Raw genomic sequence first — 20,315 nt, 5'->3', positions numbered from 1 at the left:
CTGAATCTGTTATGGCAACCAACCACAGAACACAATGGAACCCTAGTCAATGGAAGAAGGAGTTTCGCCATGAACGCACTGACCAGGCCCCTGCCCCGAACCGTCGAATCACCGGCACCTCGCGCCAGCAGCAAAGACCTGCTGGGACTGGCCGCCAGCTTGAAGCCGTACGCTCTGCTCAGTGGCAGCGAGACCACGATACAATGGCTGACGGATCTCGGGTTCCGAGTCAGCCAGCGGCACCTGAAGCACTGGGTACTGACCCACACCAACCAGCTACCGGAACTGCATCTTTACAGTCATCTGGAACTTAAACGATTTGCCACCGGCAAAGCCCGGGAATACGCTAAGCGAACTCTGAAGGAGACACGCCAATGAGTTATCCGATCTATCAGGTCGACGCGTTTACCAGCCGGTTGTTCGGCGGCAATCCCGCCGCCGTTATGCCTTTGGACACTTGGCTTGATGACAGCACACTGCAAGCACTGGCATTGGAAAACAACCTGTCGGAAACCGCCTTTTTCGTCCCCGCCGACGATCAGGCTGATGCAGACTTCCAGATTCGCTGGTTCACCCCCGGTGCCGAAGTGCCGCTTTGTGGCCACGCTACACTGGCCAGTGCCTGGGTGATTTTCAACAAACTGGGTTGGCAGGGCGAGAGCGTCCGGTTGCGTTCCAAAAGCGGCATTCTGGGCGTTCGCCAAAGCGCCGATGGCTGGCTGACGCTCGATTTCCCCAGACTGGATTGGCGGGAAGAACCCACCCCTGCGCTGCTGCGACAAGCCCTGGATAACGCGCCCGAAACCGCGCTGTTTGTCCCCAACGACACCAATTACCTTCTTACACTGGACTCAGAACAGGCCGTGCGGAACGCGAAACCGGACATGCGGCTGTTGAAACAACTGGGCAACCAGGGCTTGATCGTCACCGCCCGTGGCGAGGAGTGCGATTTCGTCAGCCGTTACTTCGCCCCCGGCGTCGGCATCGACGAGGACCCGGTCACCGGCTCCATTCACAGTGTGCTGGTGCCTTGGTGGGCCACCAGGCTAGGGGGCACCCGCTTTCTGGCGCGGCAGATATCGGCGCGTGGCGGCGAACTGCGATGCGAACTCAAAGGCAATCGTGTAGACATCGCCGGCCAGGCGGCTTTCTATATGGAAGGACGGGTTTACCTGTGACCGGCGGGGTTACAAAACCGACATGGTTCCCGGTGATATTTTCAGCACGGACCGGAGTATAACTGGAGTGATCCCCTCAACTTTTGGACCACAGGAACCTTTGAACCACAGGAACCTATGCCCCCAGGAAAAGGAGCCTGAAGTATGACACCGACAAAAGCATTTGCAGCCCAGTCCCCGTCGTCAGGCGTGGTGCCGCATAGCATCGAGCGCCGGGCTCCCCGCCCGGACGACGTGTCCATCGAAATCGACTACTGCGGCGTGTGCCACACCGACATTCATTTTACCCAGAATGATTGGGGCGTTACCGAGTACCCGGTAGTGCCGGGCCACGAAATTGTCGGCCGGGTCACCGCGGTCGGCCCTGAGGTAAAAGCCTTCAAGGAAGGCGATGTGGTGGGCGTTGGCTGCATGGTTGACTCTTGCCGCACCTGCTCGGCCTGTGAAGCGGGGCTGGAACAGTACTGCAGCGAAGGCATGACCGGCACCTACAACGGCGAAGACCGCCACGACCATTCCATCACCTACGGCGGCTATTCCGAACGGGTCGTGGTCAGCGAGCGGTTTGTGGTGCGGGTGCCGGAAAAACTGGACATCAGGGCCGCCGCTCCGCTGCTGTGCGCCGGCATCACCACCTACTCGCCTTTGCGCCATTACGGTGTCAAGGCGGGTCACAAGGTGGGCGTAATCGGCATGGGTGGTCTCGGCCACATGGGTGTGAAATTTGCTAAAGCTCTGGGCGCGGAAGTTACCATCTTCACCCGTTCCGAGAGCAAGGTAGCGGAAGCGAAGAAACAGGGTGCCGATCACGTGGTCATCTCCAGCGACGATGCCCAGATGAAAGCGGCGGCAGAAACCTTCGATTTCATGCTCGATACCGTGCCAGTGCAGCATGACCTGAACCCCTATCTGAACTGCCTGAACTACGATGGCACCCACATCATTGTGGGTTTGCTGGAACCGGTGGAGCCACCTCTGGAAGCCGGCGCACTGGTGTTCAAGCGGCGAGTGCTGGCCGGCTCACTGATCGGCGGTATGCCGGAGACCCAGGAAGTGCTGGATTTCTGCGCCGAGCACGATATCAGCTGCGATGTGGAAATGCTGGACATCCACAACATCAACGACGCCTACGAGCGCATGAAGAAAGGCGATGTGAAATACCGCTTCGTCATTGATATGAAGACCCTGAAAAACGGATAATACCGTTTTTTAAGGAGTTTTCATGGTCGCACACTACGATGTTATCGTGATCGGGGCGGGTGCCGCCGGCCTGATGTGTGCGGCAACGGCGGGCTACCGGGGCCGCAAGGTCCTGGTGATTGATCACGCCAACAAACCGGGCAAGAAAATCCTGATGTCCGGCGGTGGGCGCTGTAATTTCACCAACCTCAACAGCACCCCGGCAAATTTCTTGTCCGATAACCCCCATTTCTGCATTTCAGCACTGAAACGTTACACCCCCCAGCATTTTCTTGAACTGGTGGAACGGCACGGCATCGAGCACGAAGAAAAGGCGGCGGGCCAGTTGTTCTGCCAGAACAGCGCCAAAGACATCCTCAACCTGTTGCTGACCGAATGCGAGTGGGCTAGTGCCGAGATTCGCATGAACACCCAGGTTCGGGATATCGTCGCAACCGCCGATGGTTACCGGCTGGGCACAGGTTCAGGCACGGTACACTGCGATTCCCTTGTCATTGCCTGCGGCGGCCTGTCCATTCCCACCATGGGAGCCACAGGCCTGGGCTATGACATTGCCCGGCAGTTTGGCCTGTCGGTGCTCCCTACCCGCGCCGGCCTGGTGCCGTTTACCGTGCACCCGGAACTGAAAGAGCAACTGGCTCCGTTGTCCGGCGTCAGTTGTCCGGTGGATGTCAGCTGCAACAACGAGCATTTTCGGGAGCCAATGCTGGTCACCCATCGCGGCCTCAGCGGGCCAGCCATGCTGCAGATTTCCAGCTTCTGGGAGCCCGGTGACAGCCTGGCCATCAACCTGCTCCCCGGCTGTTCGGTCCTGGAGGATCTGGTGGCCCTGCGCAAGCGTAAACCGCAGTCAACGGTGGCTCACTATCTGGCACAACACCTGCCCAGGCGATTTGCGGCAGCGCTCAACGATCTGCATGGCTGGACGGGGCCACTCCAGGGCTACAAGAACAGTGACATTGAGCAGGTGGCCAACACGCTCAGCCATTGGGACATCAAGCCCGCTGGCACCGAGGGCTACCGCACCGCAGAAGTCACCCTTGGCGGTGTCGACACCCGGCAATTGTCGTCGAAGACCATGGCGGTGCTGGAGCAGCCCAACCTGTACTTCATCGGCGAGGTCGTCGACGTCACCGGGCACCTGGGTGGGCATAATTTCCAATGGGCCTGGGCGTCAGGCGTGGCGGCGGGGAATGATGCCTGACCTGCGAGCTAACGTGCACGCCGGAATGTGAGGTTGTAGCGACACTCGCCGGTCAGGGGATGTTGAGCCTCTTTCAGGCGTAGCACTCCATGGTAATACAGTCGCGCGCTCTTCCCCCACACCACCACATCGCCACTGATCAACGGCAGGTTCTCGGGACGGTCACTGCGTTGCGGGCCCCCAAACTGGAAGGTCGCCGGCACACCAAGCGATACCGACACAATCGGCTGGTCGAAATCCACTTCGTTTTTGTCCTGATGCAGGCCCATTTTCGCGCCAGGCCGGTAGCGGTTGACCAGGCACGAATCCGGCTCAAATCCGGGGTAACCCGCCGTTACCGCGGCTTCCCGGGCCAATTCAAGGAACACCCCCGGCATCCCGGGCCAGGAACGGCCCGTTTCAGGGTCTGTTGTCTGATAGCGGTAGCCAGTACGGTCAGTCACCCAGCCCCAGTCACCACAACAGGTCATCGCCACCGACATGGGATAGCCGCCAGGCGTTTGCATCTGCCGAAAGGGTGCCTGTTCGGTAATGGTATCGATCGCCGCCAGCAGAATCCGCTCGCGGGCCAGGGCGAAATGCCGCAGTACGACGGCGTCGCGGCGGATTGTTTCGGTTTTGGGCAAAGGTGGCTGATCGGCAAACAGATCCTGCGTCATTACAGCTCCTCGTCAGGCACGCATGGGACAGGCTATACTCGACCGTTTATAGCTTGTCTTCAAAGGGAAATCCATGCTGTTTGCAATCATCATTGGCGGTCTGATCGGGTACTCACTCGGTAAATTCCCCGGCTTTCTTATCGGCGCAGCCGTGGGCGCCTTCCTAATCAACCGGCTTAAGAGCCGCGTGCTCGGTAAACTGAAAAACATTCAGTCCGGCTTTGTCGATTCCGTATTTGCGGTGATGGGCGCGCTGTGCAAAGCCGACGGCGTGGTCAGCCAGGATGAGATCAAAGTGGCCGAAGCCCTCTTCGTCCGTTTTCGCCTCTCCGAGCAACAAAGAGCGTCCGCCAGGGCCGCGTTCAATCGCGGCAAAGAGCCGGATTTCGACCTTGAGGCGGAACTGGCGCATTTCCTGAGGGTGACCGGTGGCCAGCCATCGTTGCTGCAGATGTTTTTGCAGGTGCAGGTGTCTGCCGTGGCCGCCGACGGCGTGGTGCATCCCTCCGAGCACGACATGCTGGTGCGCATTGCCCGCGGCCTGGGCTTGCCTGAGAGCCAGGTAGACCAGCTTGAAGCCATGCTTCGCGGAGCCCATGCCGGCCAGGCGGGTGCCGGGCAGCCATCCACCGCGCAACAGGTAGACGACGCCTACAAGGCGCTGGGCGTTTCGCCATCTGCCAGTGATGCGGAAATCAAGAAGGTTTACCGCAAACTGATGAGCGAAAATCACCCGGACAAACTCGCCGGACGCGGCTTGCCAGAAAGCATGCGGGAAATGGCGGAAGAGCGTACCGGGGAAATCAGCCACGCCTACGATGTCATCAAAGAAGCCAGAAAAAACGAGGGCTAGAATAAAAACACCAGGTTGAGGAACCTTTTCATGACCATGCGCGAACAACCGGACACCATCCACGCGTTTCAGGACGACGCGCTGGGCAACCATGATGCCACGGCGCTGGCCAACCTTATCCGTCGTGGTGAGCGATCCGTGCCCGAGGTCACAGCCGCCGCCATTCAGCGTGCCCGGCAGGTTGAGCCGTTTATTCAGGGCATTGTGTTCGAGGCATTCGGGCAGGCCACCGAGCCCCGGTCCGCGGAGGGGTTCTTCCACGGCGTTCCGACGTTCATTAAAGACAATATGGATGTCATCGGCATGCCGACCCGCCACGGTTCTGCCGCAATACCACCCCGGCCTGCCGAAACAACCGGGGCGTTTGCCGCCCAGATGCTCGCTCAAGGGTACACTTGCCTGGGCAAAAGCTCGCTGCCAGAGTTTGGCTTTAACGCCAGCACGGAGCATGCCGGCGCACCGCCCTCACGCAACCCATGGAACCTGGCCTACTCGACCGGGGCATCCTCCGGCGGTTCCGCTGCACTGGTCGCGGCGGGCGTGGTACCTGTAGCACACGCCAACGATGGCGGTGGTTCCATCCGCATACCGGCTGCCTGCTGTGGACTAGTAGGCCTGAAGCCCAGCCGGGGTCGCGTGGTGAACAATGAAGCAGCCAGGTCGCTGCCCATCAACATTGTCAGCGATGGCGTTGTCACCCGCAGCGTCAGGGACACCGCACGATTTTACGCCGAAGCGGAAACGCATTTTCGCAACACCCGGCTACCGGAACTGGGAATGGTGGCCGGTGCGGGCTCGCGGCAACTGCGCATCGGGCTGGTGGTTGATTCGATCACCGGCCACCCCACCGACCAGGCCACCCGCACTACCGTCGAACAGACAGCGCGGTTGCTGGAAAGCATGGGCCACGACATCGTCCCGATGGCCGCACCCATTCCGGCGACCTTTCCGGACGATTTTGCCCGTTACTGGGGAATGCTCGCCTTTGGCGTCAAGGCCAACGGCCGCAAACTGATGCACCCTGAGTTTGACAAATCCCGGGTTGGTGGCCTGACTAACGGCCTGGACAGGATGTTCCGTCAGCAGTTCTACAAGCTGCCGACAACCCTGTGGCGGCTTCGCCGCTGCGCTCAGGAGTATGCCAGTGCGATGGCCGGCTTTGATGCGGTTCTGACCCCGGTGCTGGCTCACACCACTCCGCCCATTGGCTACCTCAACCCGGAACAGGACTTTCGCCAGCTGTTTGACCGGCTCACCCGCTACGTCAGCTTTACACCCCTGGCCAACGTGGCCGGTGCGCCGGCCATCTCCCTGCCGATGGGCCAGACGGACAACCATCTGCCAATTGCCGTGCAATTGATGGGGCCACAGGGTGGCGAGCGAACACTGCTGGAGTTGGCCTACGCACTGGAAGAAGCGCAGCCATGGCCAACCCTGGCAAATGTCAGAGTTCAGGCGTCGGCGGTCGCTGTCGAATAACTGGAAGGCCGCCAGGTCACCACCCGGTTGCGGCCCTGGCCCTTGGCTTCGTAGAGCGCCTCGTCGGCGCGACAGAACAGCGCCTTGGTGGCGTCTGCCTGCTCGGGGCAGGCGCTGCAGACACCGATACTGACGGTAAGGTGCAGCATTTTGTCAGACACCCGGAACGCCGTTTTCTCGATCTCCTGACGTATTTTTTCGGCAACCCTCAACGCGCCCTCTTCCGGGGTATCCGGAAGCAGCACCACAAACTCCTCACCGCCATACCGCGCCGCCAGATCCTGAGGCCGGGTCACATACTGGCGAACGCAGTGCGCGACCATTTGCAGGCAATCATCCCCCACCAGGTGGCCGTAGGTGTCGTTAAACTGTTTGAAGTGGTCAATGTCCAGAATCAGCACCGACAGCGGTTGCTCGAAACGGTAAGCCTTAACCACCGCGGACTGGAACACGCGATCAAAATGCCCCCGGTTTTTCAGGCCCGTGAGCGCATCCCGGGCGCTCAGCTCCAGCAGCTGCTCGTTCAAGGTTTCCAGATCCCGGGTACGCTCCTGCACGCGTTGTTCCAGGAAGGTGTTGGCTTCCTGTTGAACCCGCAAGGATTTTTCCTGAGCCACTCGCGCTTTTCGCTCTTCCCTCAAAAGGCTCTGCTGAGCATCGAACGCCCGCCTCTTTTCCCGGTTCAGCCGGTCAGCCAGGGCAATGGAGAGCAGAATCACCCCCAATGCCGACCCCACCTGGGTGGCGTTCTCGGTAAGCAGGTTGCGGGGCAGCACGGTGAATTTGCTGAGGGCCAGCACAATACCGCCGAACAGCATGAATACCCACGCCAACGTGTAATAACGTGCGGCAGGATCTTTTTTTATCCACCGCACCACACTCAGCACCAGCATGGTGGTACAGCCAATGGCACCCAGCAGAATGGTCGGCAGAACCATGTAACGGTATGGTACGATCAACCCTGCAGCGGCGAGCATGCCAGCGGCGATGACAACACCGACCGTCCAGCTATTGAGCCAGCGATGGTTTTCACGGGTCACATTTACAAAGCGAATGCTGAACGTACCGCCAAACAGCACCGCCAAACTCAGGAAGACGATGATCGCCTGATCATTCCACCAGGTGGCGTTCGGCCACAAGTACTGGAACGCGACTCCGTGCAGGCTGGCTATGAACAATGGCATAGCCGCAATGTAGCCCACATAGTGAAGAAAGCTGCGCTCACCGACGGCCATGAACACGAACAGGTTATACAGAAGCATCACCAGAACAATGCCGTAATAGAGTCCCTCGAACATGCTGCGCGACTGCTCGGCGGCGTAGAAAGCGTCCTGATCCCAGAGCGTCAATGGCACCTGCATGGAACTGGTGGTGTCGACCCTCAAATAAATACCGAGCTCTGAACCGGGTTCCAGCTCCAAAGGAACCAGAAAATTCCGGTGATAAATCAGGCGGTCGTAGAAGGGTTGTTTGTCACCCAGTACATGCTGCTGGACCAGATCATCATCCCTCAGCACATACACCTCGATGTGGTCGAGAACCGGATACCCTATTTCCAGAAACGTGAGCGCCTCACGGGCGGTCGGGTTATCAATGGTTAACCTGAACCAGTAAACCGCATTCCCATACCCCAGGCTGACACTGTCGCGGCCATTGGCCGTCCAGCGATCATCGCTTAGCTCCCTGACCGTCTCGAGCGGCACCGGATCCGACGGTTCCTGCCAGACATCGACAAAACGGGACAGTTCAAGGCGGTTGCCGTGGCTGCCCCACTCGGCCGGTTCGGCCGTAGCCACCACAGGCAGTAAGGCAAGCAGGGTAACCAGAGTACGGAAGGCAATTCTCTTCAAAATGAGCCTCGGTCGGTTTCGGTAAACCGTTATTATTAATTGGTCTAATGAAGTATGTCGTAAAAATTCAGAGTTCGCTGTGTTTGCCAAACATTTGCTGCAAATCGACAAAAAAGGCTACAAAAGCCAACAAAAGTCCGATAGTGGCATGGTGCACCGTTTCTTTCCCCGATCATCGCTTCAGTAGCCCTCTTACCCGCTCCCCCGTCCTATCACCCAGCACCAGCAGCGCCGGAGTCAACAGCAGGGTCAGTACCGTGGCGAAGGTCAGCCCGCCGGCGATGGCACTGGAGAGTTGAGTCCACCATTGGGTAGACGGCGCGCCCATGCCCAGCGAGGGCGTCAGTAAGTCCACGTTGATACCCAGCACCATCGGCATCAGCCCAAGCACGGTGGTGACGGCCGTCAACAGTACCGGGCGCAGGCGCAGGCACCCGGTTTCCAGTGCGGCCTCGTAGGCAGCCAGGCCGGTCTTGCGCATCTGGTTGTAGGTATCGATCAGGATGATGTTGTTGTTCACCACAATGCCTGCCAGGGCAATGATCCCCATGCCCACCATGACGATCCCGAATGACTGGCCGTTAAGCAGCAGGCCCAGCAGCACACCGGCGGTCGACAGCACAATCGCGGACAGAATCAGGAAGGTCTGATACAGGGAGTTGAACTGAGTCACCAGAATCAGCAGCATCAGAGCGATGGCAACCAGAAACGCCGTTGCCAGAAAGTTCGCCGCCTGCTCCTGATCTTCATTCTCGCCAGCCAATTGCAGGGTCACACCCTGTGGTGCTTCCGGCATGGTGTCCTGCAGGTCACTGAGCAGTTCCGCCACCCTGCGTCCCGGCTCCAGATCTGACTTGATGGTAACCGTGCGCTGACCATCCACACGAACGATACTGCCGGTCTTGGCACCTGGCTCCAGTGACACGAACTCAGAGAGCGGTGCCTGACCACGGCGGGTGTTGATGGTCTGGCGCTGGAACTGATCCAGCTCGCGCCAGTCATTGGGCACCCGCACGGCGATGTCCACCTCGTCCCGCACTTCCTCCGGTCGATAGGTGGCCAGAACCAGGCCATTGGTGATAAGCCGGACGGCACTGCCGACACTGAGCACATCGGTGCCAAAACGCGCTGCGGCCTCCCGGTCCACCTTCAACTGCCATTCAATGCCCGGCAGGCTGCGGTCGTCTTCGATATCGACAAACCCGCCCATGGCGGCCATACGGTCCAGAATCTGGTCGACGTAGGCATTCAGCTTCTCGCTTTCCATGCTACTGACCTTGAGCTCCACCGGCTTGCCATCGGCGGGACCGCCCTCCTGTTTGCGGAACTCCAGTTTAATGCCGGGAATATCGGCTGTGCGTTCGCGGAAATCCTCGAGAATCTCGTTCGCCGGCCGCCGGGTGAACCAGTCCGTAAACTGAAATTGCAGCACACCGATAACGTCCGGAGCCATCTGGGTATCCACGGCCACCATGGAACGCGCGTACAGTGCTTTCACTTCCGGCATGCCCTGCAGACGTTGCTCCACATCCCGCACGATGCTGTCGCGCTCCCACACCGACAGGTCGCCCCGCGCCCTGACCTGCACTTGGGCGGAGTCGGGCTCAACACTCGGGAAAAACTCGACGCCGTGATTGAAGCGGGCGTATCCGGCATAGATCACGATAATCACGACCAGAACACCGATCAGGGTCAACCCGGGAGACCCCAGCAAGCGCGCCAGAACTTTGCGATACCCCGCCATCATGGCCCCGCCGGTAGACGCTTGCCGTGCCCGACTGCCACCGCTGATGCCACCGAGAACCGGCAGAAACACCAAAGCCATCAACAGCGATGCCGCAAGGCAGATAATCACGGTGGTCGGCAGGTATTTCATAAACCCGCCCACGACCCCCGGCCAGAACAGCAAAGGCGCAAACACCGCCAGGGTTGTGGCGGTGGAGGCGATAATCGGCCAGGCCATGCGGGTGGCAGCGTTCGCCCAGGCGGTGCGGGCTGTCTGCCCCTCGGACAGGTTCCGGTCCGCCAGTTCCGACACCACGATGGCACCATCCACCAGCATGCCGGCCACCAGAATAAGACTGAACAGCACCACAATATTGAGGGTCAGCCCCATGCCCCAGATCACCAGAATACCGGTCAGAAACGCCCCGGGAATGGTCAGGCCAACCAGCAGGGCCGACCGTGGCCCCATCGCGGCAATCACCACGATGATTACCAGAACAATGGCGGTTAACACATTGTTCAACAGGTCACTGAGGATGTCGCGAACTTCCGTCGACTGGTCCATGATGTACCGGACCTCAAGTTCCTCCGGCAATTCCGAGTCGGCCGCTTCAATCAGGCCACGGACCTTGGCAATGGTCTCGATGATGTTGGCACCCGAACGTTTGGACACTTCCAGCACCAGCGCCGGCTCGCCATTGATACGGGCAAAGCCGGTGGGGTCTTTGAAGGTGCGTTGCAGCATGGCCACGTCGCCAAAGGTCACGACCGTGTCGCCACTGACCTTGATGGGCATGGACATCACATCTTCGATATTTTCAATCACCCCGGGCACTTTCATCGCCATGCGCCCTGCCCCGGTGTCCAGGCTACCGGCGGCCACCAGCTGGTTATTGCGGGTAACCAGCGAAGACAGCTGACCAAAATCGATGCCGTAACTTTCCAGTACCTGGGGGTCTACCACCACTTCCAGCAGGTCTTCCCGGTCACCGCCGATTTCCACTTCCAGTACCTCAGGGATACCTTCAACGGCATCCTGAAGCCGGCGGGCAACGGTAATCAGCTCGCGTTCGGAGAGTGGCCCGGACAGCCCGATCGAGAGTACCGGGAACAGCGATATGTTGATTTCATTCACCCGCGGCTCGTCAGCTTCCTGGGGGATCTTGGCGCGGGCGGTATCCACTTTTTCGCGCACGTCCTGCAGGGCCTTATCCGGATCAAACCCGGCATCGAACTCCAGCATCACCGAGGCATGGCCTTCCGAAGAAGTGCCCTTCATTTCCTTGACGCCCTCCAGTGAGCGCAATTCCTGCTCCATGGGCCGGACCAGCAGCCGTTCACCATCCTCCGGACTGATGCCCTCCAGCGTCATGGAGATGTAGATCATCGGGATGGTGACGTCGGGGTTCGCTTCCTTGGGGATGCTGTAGAACGCGGCGATACCGCCAAGCATCAGGAACGTCAGGGTCAGAAGCGTTGTTCGGCTGCGGTCCAGCGCCGCGTGAATCAATGCGCGCATAGTGGTCAGCCCCGATCGCTATCGCGGTCGACCGGCTCAACATCCTGGCCGATCGCGACAAAACCACCACCGCGGGTAATCAGCTGGATTTCGTCCGGCAAACCGCTCACCCAGGCACCGTCGGTGGTGACGTTGAGCAGAGTCACGGTCTGGAACACCACCTGGTTGCTGTCATCCACATAACGCACGCCGGGGCGGCCGTCGTCACCGAGGGAAAGGTAGGCCGGTGAAATAAACATCGCCCGGGTTTCCGGCAAGGCAATCCGCAAGGTAGCGCTGCCACCGGCCACGCGCTTGAGTTCAGAGTTGTCCACGGTGACCTCCACCGCGAAACTTCGGGTCTCGGTATCCGCGGCACTGGCCACGAAACTGACGTCGCCTTCCAGTGAGCCGCCATCCAGCAAGCGAATGGTCACTGCCTGCCCCTCCCTGACCTGGCTGACCGATTGTTGGGGAATCTGGCCCGTGGCCTTCAGGCGATCCACCTGCACCAGCTCCAGCATATCCGCGCCTGGCTGGACCAGGTTACCCAGGTCCACGTGGCGGCGATTCACCACGCCATCGAAGGGCGCTTCGGGGGTCAGATCACTGACCGAATTTCGCGCCTGAGCCAGCTCAGCCCGCGCGCCGGCAAGCTCACTTTTCAGCCCCAGAATGTCGGATTGGCTCGCCAGATTGCTGGAACCCAGCCGCTCCGCAGCGGACAGATCGGCCTCCAGCTTGCGGATCTGGGATTGCCAGCGGTCAACGGTGGCCTGGCGGCCGTCATCGGACAGCTTCAGCAACGGCTGGCCCTTCTCGACTCGCTCACCCTGCCGCACCATCAATTCCTCAACGGTGCCGCTGACGCCTGCGCTGATGATAACCGTACGCCAGGGTTCCAGTTGCCCCTGCAGCATCAGGCCCGGCTCGTACAGCCTGGCCTCCAGAGTCTCGACCTGCACTCGTGGCCGCTCCGCAGTGGCCGGGTCTTCCACCTCTGGCGCATCCTGCTGTGCCACTTTTACCTCACCGCTGGCCATCCACAGCACCAGCCCGATAACGATCAGTACCGTCAAGCCAAGGGAGCCCCACCTGCTCTTGCTCATGTTCTTCTCTTTGGTTTCGCATGCGTTGTGTATTAAAGGATTGAAACGGTATCACAAAAAAGTGAAACAAGGGGTTGCGCCAGTGACGGCCACTGGGTTAACTTTTCAACACCGTTGACAAAGTTTGAACAGACGCACTTATCTCATGAATCTCAACGCAGTTATCGTCCTTGTGAAGCTAGTCCTGGTGGTCCCAGTGGTAATGGTACCGTCCGGGGGCTTTTGCGTGGACAAGCGGGTGAGATAGCGACAACCTGACAAAACACCAAAAGCCCCCGGCACCGAAAGGTCCCGGGGGCTTTTTTTTGCAGCAAGAAAAAGGGAAACACCACCATGAACGGCGCACAGCACATTCTTCACGCGTTCCACCGCCACCACATCAGCACGGTTTTCGGTTATCCGGGCGGCTGCATCATGCCGCTATACGATGCGCTGGTGGACGATGTAAGCGTGGAACACGTGCTGTGCCGCCATGAACAGGCCTGCGCCCTTGCCGCGGATGGATACGCCCGCGCCAGCGGAAAGCTCGGCGTGTGCATTGCCACGTCAGGCCCCGGAGCCACCAACCTGATTACCGGCGTTGCCAACGCCCATCGGGATTCCATCCCCATGCTGGTGGTCACCGGCCAGGTACCTTCCGGCCTGATCGGCACCGATGCGTTTCAGGAAACCGACGTTTTGGGCATGGCACTGGGCATCGTTAAACACAGCTACCTGATCGACGACGCCAACACCCTGCCCGCCGTCATGGAAGAAGCCATGGAACTGGCCCAGAGCGGCCGCCCGGGCCCCGTCTGGATCGACATTCGCAAAGACCTGTTACTGGCGGAAGTGGCCGATGCCGACGCCCCCGCCCACCGGCCGGAGCCACAAGGTGTCAGCCACCCGGACCTGACCCAAGCAATCGCCATGCTGCGTACCGCTCGCAAGCCCCTGCTTTACAGCGGCGGCGGTATCAGCCTGGCCCATGCTGAGAACAGCTTCCGTGCCTTTGCCGAGGCCTCCGAGTTGCCAGCGGTGGTTACGCTTAAAGGTATCGGCAACCCGGGCAAACATAATCCCTACAACCTCGGCATGCTGGGCATGCATGGCTCACGCGCGGCCAACAAAGCGGTCGATGAATGCGATCTGTTGCTGGTTATCGGGGCCCGCCTGGACGACCGCGCCACCGGCAAACTGGACGGCTTCGCCCCCAACGCAAAGACCATTCACATCGACGCCGACGCCGCCGAGTTCAACAAACTGCGCCCAACCGACCTGACCATCTCCGGAGAGCTGAACGGCATTCTGGCGGCACTGACCGCCGCGCTGGGGGACAACCCACTGACCATTGGCGACTGGCAGACCCAATGCCGCACCTGGCACACCACCGGCGGATTCCACGCGGCAGACAACGAAGAACCCCTGGCCCCGATCACCGGCCCGGCGTTCATCCGCCAGCTTTCACGCATCGCCCCGGACGACACCATCGTTGCGTGCGACGTGGGCCAGCACCAAATGTGGGTAGCGCAACACTACGAATTCGACCACCCACGCCACCACCTCACCAGCGGCGGCCTGGGCACCATGGGCTTTGGCTTGCCGGCGGCCATTGGCGCGCAATTCGCCGACAGACACAGCACGGTGATCAACGTCACCGGCGACGGCTCGTTCATGATGAACGCCCAGGAACTGGCCACCATCCGCCGCTATAACCTGCCCGTGAAGCTGATCATCATGGACAACCAATGCCTGGGCATGGTCCGCCAGCAGCAAGAGCTGTTCTACAACAACCGGGAAAGCCAGATAAACCTGGACGACAACCCCGACTTCGTCGCCATGGCGCGCGCCTTTGACATTCCCGCGTTGCACATTGAACGCACCGACCAGATCCGCCGCGGCATCGAAACCATCCTGGCCTACAACGGCCCGATGCTGCTGCACGTGGCCATCAGCCGCGAGGAAAACGTGTGGCCGATCGTGAAGCCCGGTGCCAGCAACCGCGACATGCTCGACGAAACCCGACGCCCCAACCCTGCCAACAAGGAGCACGCAGCATGACCCCGCAAACGGATATCTCAATGCCCAGTTACACCCTGAACTGCCGCATGTCCCAGGAAGCCGCCGCTCTGGAGCGCCTGTGCCAGGTCGTCCGCATTCGTGGGTTTCGCATTGCCAGAATGGCCGTGGAGTCTGCCGGGGAACATATCGACATTGCGCTCACCCTGGAGGGCACCCGGCCGATTGCCATGCTTCAGTCGCAGCTGGAGAAATTGCATACGGTGGTTGAGGTTGGGCTAAGTCAGGCTTCTGGTGTTCGGGCCCGGCTGGCCTGACTTGGGAGTTGGCTTCGGTAGCCTTTTGGTTGTGGGGCGGGTACGCGGGGATACGTTGGTAAAAACAAATGATAAAAGCAGTTCGTAGGTCGGATTAGCGCAGCGTAATCCGACAAAAAAACCTGTTGGATTACGCTGCGCTAATCCAACCTACGGTGATTCAAAAAGTCATTAACGTCGTGAACCCGCCTTGGTATCTCGGCGCGGGGTGGTGGGTGGATTTTTTGCCGGAAAAAGGTGTCTGAGCGAAGCGAGTTCTTTTTCCAAAAAAAACTCCACCTGCCACCCCGCAAGCCCGCCCGCCAAACCAGCAGGCTACACGGAGGACAGTCTCCCGAATCAGATCAATTCGATAGCTACAGCGGTCCCCTCGCCGCCACCAATACACAGCGAGGCAACCCCACGCTTGAGACCTCGCTGCTTCAGGGCATTGATCAGGGTAATGATGATCCGCGAACCAGACGAACCGATCGGATGACCAAGCGCACAGGCACCGCCATGCACGTTGACCTTTTCCGCCGGAAGTTTGAGTTCATTGATCGCCGCCAGGGTAACCACCGCGAAGGCTTCGTTGATCTCGAACAGATCGACATCGTCCACGGACCAGCCGGCTTTCTTGAGCACCTTGTCGATGGCACCGATGGGGGCCAGGGTGAACTCGGCCGGCAAGCGGGCGTGGGTGGCGTGGGCGATGATACGAGCCTGGGGTGTCAGGCCGCGGGCGTCGGCTTCGGCCGCGGAGGCCAGTACCAGGGCAGAGGCACCGTCGCTGATGGAGCTGGCGTTGGCCGCAGTCACCGAGCCGTCTTTGGCGAAGGCCGGTTTCAGGTGCGGGATTTTTTCCGGTTTGGCGTTACCGGGCTGCTCGTCGGTGTCTACTTCGGTGTCGCCACCACGGCCAGAGACCGCCACTGGCACGATTTCGTCGCGGAACCAGCCGTTTTCGATGGCTGCCAGGGACTTCTGCAGGGAGCCGATGGCGAATTCGTCCATGGCCTGGCGGCTGATGTCGTACTTGTCAGCGGTGCGCTGGGCGAACACGCCCATCAGGCCGCCTTCGTAGGCATCTTCGAGCCCGTCCAGGAACATGCTGTCCATCACTTGGCCGTGGCCCATGCGCATGCCGCCACGGGCTTTGGGCAGCAGATACGGTGCCTGGCTCATGTTTTCCATGCCGCCGGCGATCATGAAATGGTTGGTGCCGGCTTTGATCTGGTCATGGGCCATGATCACGGCCTGCATGCCGGAGCCGCACATCTTGTTGATGGTGGTGCAGCCGGAGCTGTCGGGTATGCCGGATGCGCGGGAGGCCTGGCGCGCCGGGGCCTGGCCGAGGCCTGCGGGCAGTACGCAGCCCATGACCACTTCCTGGATATCCGCTGGCTGCAGGCCGGAGCGTTCAATGGCGGCTTTGATGGAAATCGCGCCCAGTTCCGGGGAACGCACGGAACTCAGGGCCCCCATCATGCCGCCCATCGGGGTTCTTGCTGATCCTGCTATGACTACGTCGGTGTTGCTCATGTTGTTTGTCCTCAGGCTTTGCCCAGTACCGACCGGGCAATGATCTCTTTCATCACTTCCGAAGTGCCGCCGTAAATGCGCTGCACGCGGGCGTCCATAAAGGCCCGGGAAATGGGGTATTCGGTGGTGTAGCCGTAGCCGCCGAACAACTGCAGGCAGCCGTCCGCCACCCGGCACTGCATCTCGGTGGCGCTGTACTTGGCCATGGAGGCGGTTGCGGTATCCAGGGTGCCGGCTTCGTATTCGCGGATGCACTGGTCAACGAACGCTTTGTTGATGCGGTAGTCGGTTTCCATTTTTGCGATTTCGAAGCGGGTGTTCTGCAGCTGCGCCAGTTTCTGGCCAAACAGCTCTCGCTCCTGGGCGTAGGCGATGGTCAGATCCAGCGCGCCTCGTGCCGCCGCCACACCCAACGCACCGATCACCAGGCGCTCGCGGGGTAACTCGCCCATCAGGTACGCAAAGCCCTGCCCTTCACCGCCGACGCGGGCGGACGCGGGAATGCGCATGTCGGAGAAGAACATTTCGGAGGTGTCACCGGAATGCTGGCCGATCTTGTCCAGATTACGGCCTTTGCTGTAACCCGGCAGCGAGGTGTCTACCAGAAACAGGCTCATGCCTCGGGCACCCGCACTGGGGTCGGTTTTCGCGGCGACGATCACCATGTCGGCGTGCTGGCCGTTGGTGATGAAGGTCTTGGAGCCATTCAGCACGTACTCATCGCCGTCCTTCACTGCATGGGTGCGAATCGCCTGCAGATCACTGCCCGCGCCGGGCTCGGTCATGGCGATGGCACCGACGGCTTCGCCGGAGACCAGCTTCGGCAACCACTGCGCTTTCTGCTCGTCACTGGCCAGATGGCTGAGGTAGGGGGCGACAATGTCTGAATGCACCATCACGTTGGTGGACAGCGCGCCAAAGCCCAAACGCGCCATTTCCTCGCCCACCACCACAGAATACTGGAAGGGCGCGCCGTAACCGCCGCAATCCTCCGGCACGTCCACGCACAACATGCCGGCGTTGCCCAGGGTGTTCCAGAGTTCGCGGGGCACAATGCCGGATTTTTCCCAGGCTTCGTAATGGGGAGCCACTTCAGTTTTCAGCGCCTTGATCACGGATTCCCGGAACAGCGCCAGCTCTTCCTGATCGACAAGGTTAGTCATGATTGTCTCCTATTGGCGAAACGGATCACTTGGGTGCCATGCGCAAGGCGCAATCCAGGCGAATCACTTCGCCGTTCAGAATCGGATTGCGCACCATCTGATCCACCATCATGCCGAACTCCTCCGGCTTACCCAGGCGCTTCGGGAATGGCAGCGTCGCCGCCAGGCTGTCCTGCACCTCCTCCGGCATGCCCGCCATCATGGGGGTCATGAACAGGCCCGGTGCAATCGTATTTACACGGATACCCTCGCGTGCCAGCTCCCGAGCCGACTGCAGCGTAAGCGACACTACACCACCCTTGGACGCACTGTAGGCGGCCTGGCCGATCTGGCCTTCATAGGCCGCCACCGAGGCGGTATTGATAATCACGCCACGCTCACCATCGGCATTCGGTTCGCGCTGGGCCATATCCGCCGCCGCCAGGCGCAAAATATTAAAGGTACCAATCAAGTTGACCTGAATAACCTTGCTGAAGTTCTCCAGCGGCATCACACCTTCACGGCCCAGAATCTTAGCCGCCGGGGCAATACCGGCACAGCTGACCGCAATCCCGCAGGGGCCATGGGCTTCCCGCGCGGCTGCCAGAGCCGCTTCGGCGCTTTCCGTGGAACTGACATCACAGTGAACAAACAGCCCGCCGATGTCCCGAGCTACCGCCTCGCCCTGCTCTTTCTGCAGGTCCAGAATAGCCACCTTACAACCCGCCGCCGCCAGTGCCCTGGCCGCGCCTTCGCCCAAACCGGAGGCTCCACCCGTTACAATGGCCGGTACATTTTTAAAATCCATAGCCTGATCCTTTTTTGTCGTGTTGGGTCTTTCGTGTCAAAAAATGGGTTTTGGACCCGAAAATTTACTTTACGTTTACGTAAACTTTATCTAACCTTAGTCTAAAAAGGAAATCGTCATGGCAGAAAAAACAACTTACAGCATCAGTGAGCTCGCCAAGGAGTTTGACGTTACCACACGGAGCGTCCGCTTCTACGAAGACCAAGGCCTGCTCAAGCCTTCCCGCAGAGGGCAGACACGAATCTTCAACTCCAAAGACCGGGTGCGGCTCAAGCTGATCCTGCGGGGCAAACGCATGGGCTTTTCCCTGGCAGAAACCAAAGAACTGTTCGACCTGTGGGACGAAACCCTCACCGGTAACGAAAAACAGTTACTCAAAATGCTGACCATTCTTAACAACAAACGCGAACAACTGGAACAGCAGAAAAACGACATCGCCCAGGCGGAAATGGAAATAGAGACAGCTGAAACCCGCTGCCGCGAAGCCCTGACAGAACTGCAGAACAGAAAAGATAAACAAGAGACCACAGAACGCGCGAGGGCCTGATCCCCAAGCGCCAACTTATTGAGAACACCAAGGTAGCCAACGATGAAATCACAATACCCGGAATTCAACTTCGGCCTCGGCGAAACCCTGGACATGCTGCGCGAGCAGGTCAACGGCTTCGCCACGGCAGAAATTGCGCCCCGTGCGGAAGAAATCGACCGCAACAACGAATTCCCCATGGACCTGTGGCGGAAAATGGGTGACATGGGGCTACTGGGCATTACCGTAAAAGAAGAATACGGCGGCTCCGACATGGGCTACCTGGCGCACGTCATCGCCATGGAAGAGATCAGCCGCGCCTCCGCCTCCGTTGGCCTGTCCTACGGCGCCCACTCCAACCTGTGCGTGAACCAGATCCACCGCAACGGCACCGAAGAACAGAAGCAGACCTACCTGCCAAAACTGCTCAGCGGCGAACACGTCGGCGCGCTGGCCATGTCCGAACCCAACGCCGGTTCCGACGTCATCTCCATGAAACTCAGTGCCCGCGACGAAGGCGACCACTTCGTCCTGAACGGCACCAAAATGTGGATCACCAACGGCCCCGACGCCCACACCTACGTCATCTACGCCAAAACCGACACCCAGGCCGGCTCCCGTGGCGTCACCGCCTTCATCGTAGAACGCGACGCCCCCGGCTTCAGCCGCCACCAAAAACTCGACAAACTCGGCATGCGCGGCTCCAACACCTGCGAACTGGTGTTCGAAGACTGCAAAGTACCCCGTGAAAACATCCTCGGTGGCGAAGGCAACGGTGCCAAAGTGCTGATGAGCGGCCTCGACTACGAACGCCTCGTACTCTCCGGCGGCCCCCTGGGCATCATGCAGGCCGCCCTCGACGTCACCGTGCCCTACATCCGCGAACGCAAACAGTTCGGCCAGGCCATCGGCGAGTTCGAACTGGTCCAGGGCAAAGTCGCCGACATGTACACCTGGATGAACACCGCCAAATCCTACGTCTACATGGTCGCCATGTCCGCCGACCGCGGCGAGACCACCAGAAAAGACGCCGCCGGCGCGATCCTCTACTCCGCCGAAATGGCCACCAAACTGGCCCTGGACGCGATCCAGCTGCTCGGCGGCAACGGCTACATCAACGAATACCCGACAGGCCGCCTGCTGCGAGACGCGAAACTGTACGAAATCGGTGCTGGCACGTCTGAGATCCGCAGAATGCTGATCGGCCGGGAACTGTTCCTGAACAAATAAACCGTCGCTTCAGGCATT

At 60.0% G+C, this 20,315-nt stretch carries 17 protein-coding genes; 10 read left to right on the top strand and 7 right to left on the bottom strand.

Features of this window, described 5'->3' with window-relative positions; all coding sequences use genetic code 11:
* Positions 1-69 precede the first annotated feature (69 nt).
* The 4 genes from WD429_RS10945 to WD429_RS10930 all read left to right on the top strand — a co-directional run bounded on the left by WD429_RS10945 (position 70) and on the right by WD429_RS10930 (position 3,582).
* Positions 70-378, top strand: a complete 309-nt coding sequence (locus WD429_RS10945; protein ID WP_368422211.1) for a hypothetical protein — start codon at positions 70-72, stop codon at positions 376-378.
* A complete protein-coding gene (locus tag WD429_RS10940; protein WP_368422210.1) occupies positions 375-1,178 on the top strand; it encodes a PhzF family phenazine biosynthesis protein in 804 nt (267 codons plus the stop codon). The genes WD429_RS10945 and WD429_RS10940 overlap by 4 nt, the downstream gene beginning before the upstream one ends.
* Before the next feature lie 144 nt (positions 1,179-1,322).
* Positions 1,323-2,378 carry an NAD(P)-dependent alcohol dehydrogenase gene (locus tag WD429_RS10935; protein WP_368422209.1) on the top strand — a complete coding sequence of 352 codons (1,056 nt, stop codon included), beginning with the start codon at positions 1,323-1,325 and terminating at the stop codon, positions 2,376-2,378.
* A gap of 22 nt (positions 2,379-2,400) precedes the next feature.
* Entirely contained in the window at positions 2,401-3,582 is a 1,182-nt protein-coding gene (locus tag WD429_RS10930) for an NAD(P)/FAD-dependent oxidoreductase (protein ID WP_368422208.1), read from the top strand.
* 8 nt (positions 3,583-3,590) lie between these two features.
* On the opposite strand, the gene alkB is transcribed toward WD429_RS10930, so the two are convergent.
* Positions 3,591-4,241 carry a DNA oxidative demethylase AlkB gene (gene alkB, locus WD429_RS10925; RefSeq protein ID WP_368422207.1) on the bottom strand — a complete coding sequence of 217 codons (651 nt, stop codon included), beginning with the start codon at positions 4,239-4,241 and terminating at the stop codon, positions 3,591-3,593.
* Between the two features lie 73 nt (positions 4,242-4,314).
* Between alkB and djlA the strand changes: the two genes are divergently transcribed.
* Together djlA and WD429_RS10915 are read left to right on the top strand one after the other, a co-directional pair.
* Entirely contained in the window at positions 4,315-5,094 is a 780-nt protein-coding gene (gene djlA, locus WD429_RS10920) for a co-chaperone DjlA (RefSeq protein ID WP_368422206.1), read from the top strand.
* Between the two features lie 30 nt (positions 5,095-5,124).
* Positions 5,125-6,573, top strand: a complete 1,449-nt coding sequence (locus WD429_RS10915) for an amidase (RefSeq protein ID WP_368422205.1) — start codon at positions 5,125-5,127, stop codon at positions 6,571-6,573.
* Here WD429_RS10915 and WD429_RS10910 read toward each other — a convergent pair.
* From WD429_RS10910 to WD429_RS10900, 3 genes are all read right to left on the bottom strand, one after another.
* Positions 6,546-8,423: a 7TM diverse intracellular signaling domain-containing protein gene (locus WD429_RS10910; RefSeq protein WP_368422204.1), complete on the bottom strand. Its 1,878-nt coding sequence runs from the start codon at positions 8,421-8,423 to the stop codon at positions 6,546-6,548. The genes WD429_RS10915 and WD429_RS10910 overlap by 28 nt on opposite strands.
* 172 nt (positions 8,424-8,595) lie before the next feature.
* Entirely contained in the window at positions 8,596-11,667 is a 3,072-nt protein-coding gene (locus WD429_RS10905) for an efflux RND transporter permease subunit (protein WP_368422203.1), read from the bottom strand.
* A 5-nt stretch (positions 11,668-11,672) separates the two neighbouring features.
* The gene (locus tag WD429_RS10900) at positions 11,673-12,755 is read right to left on the bottom strand and encodes an efflux RND transporter periplasmic adaptor subunit (protein WP_368422202.1); all 1,083 of its coding nucleotides are present in this window, start codon (positions 12,753-12,755) and stop codon (positions 11,673-11,675) included.
* Between the two features lie 333 nt (positions 12,756-13,088).
* Between WD429_RS10900 and ilvG the strand changes: the two genes are divergently transcribed.
* Together ilvG and WD429_RS10890 are read left to right on the top strand one after the other, a co-directional pair.
* A complete protein-coding gene (gene ilvG / locus WD429_RS10895) occupies positions 13,089-14,795 on the top strand; it encodes an acetolactate synthase 2 catalytic subunit (RefSeq protein WP_368422201.1) in 1,707 nt (568 codons plus the stop codon).
* Positions 14,792-15,070: an ACT domain-containing protein gene (locus tag WD429_RS10890; protein ID WP_368422200.1), complete on the top strand. Its 279-nt coding sequence runs from the start codon at positions 14,792-14,794 to the stop codon at positions 15,068-15,070. Before ilvG ends, WD429_RS10890 begins: the two co-directional genes overlap by 4 nt.
* A 339-nt stretch (positions 15,071-15,409) precedes the next feature.
* On the opposite strand, the gene WD429_RS10885 is transcribed toward WD429_RS10890, so the two are convergent.
* Genes WD429_RS10885 through WD429_RS10875 form a run of 3 tightly spaced genes read right to left on the bottom strand, consistent with a single transcriptional unit; the run spans position 15,410 to position 18,541 of the window.
* Positions 15,410-16,591 carry an acetyl-CoA C-acyltransferase gene (locus WD429_RS10885; RefSeq protein ID WP_368422199.1) on the bottom strand — a complete coding sequence of 394 codons (1,182 nt, stop codon included), beginning with the start codon at positions 16,589-16,591 and terminating at the stop codon, positions 15,410-15,412.
* A gap of 11 nt (positions 16,592-16,602) precedes the next feature.
* Complete coding sequence (locus tag WD429_RS10880) at positions 16,603-17,754, bottom strand: acyl-CoA dehydrogenase family protein (protein WP_368422198.1); 1,152 nt, start codon at positions 17,752-17,754, stop codon at positions 16,603-16,605.
* Positions 17,755-17,779: 25 nt separating this feature from the next.
* Positions 17,780-18,541, bottom strand: coding sequence for an SDR family NAD(P)-dependent oxidoreductase (locus tag WD429_RS10875; protein WP_368422197.1), 762 nt, complete (start codon positions 18,539-18,541; stop codon positions 17,780-17,782).
* Between the two features lie 118 nt (positions 18,542-18,659).
* Between WD429_RS10875 and WD429_RS10870 the strand changes: the two genes are divergently transcribed.
* Positions 18,660-19,088 (top strand): MerR family DNA-binding transcriptional regulator, encoded by a 429-nt coding sequence (locus WD429_RS10870; protein WP_368422196.1) that lies wholly within the window; start codon positions 18,660-18,662, stop codon positions 19,086-19,088.
* Positions 19,089-19,130: 42 nt separating this feature from the next.
* Positions 19,131-20,297 (top strand): isovaleryl-CoA dehydrogenase, encoded by a 1,167-nt coding sequence (locus WD429_RS10865; protein WP_368422195.1) that lies wholly within the window; start codon positions 19,131-19,133, stop codon positions 20,295-20,297.
* Positions 20,298-20,315 lie beyond the last annotated feature (18 nt).

The organism is Marinobacter sp., assembly GCF_040904845.1.
Classification (GTDB): domain Bacteria; phylum Pseudomonadota; class Gammaproteobacteria; order Pseudomonadales; family Oleiphilaceae; genus Marinobacter.
This window is presented reverse-complemented; position numbering and strand designations above follow the sequence as displayed.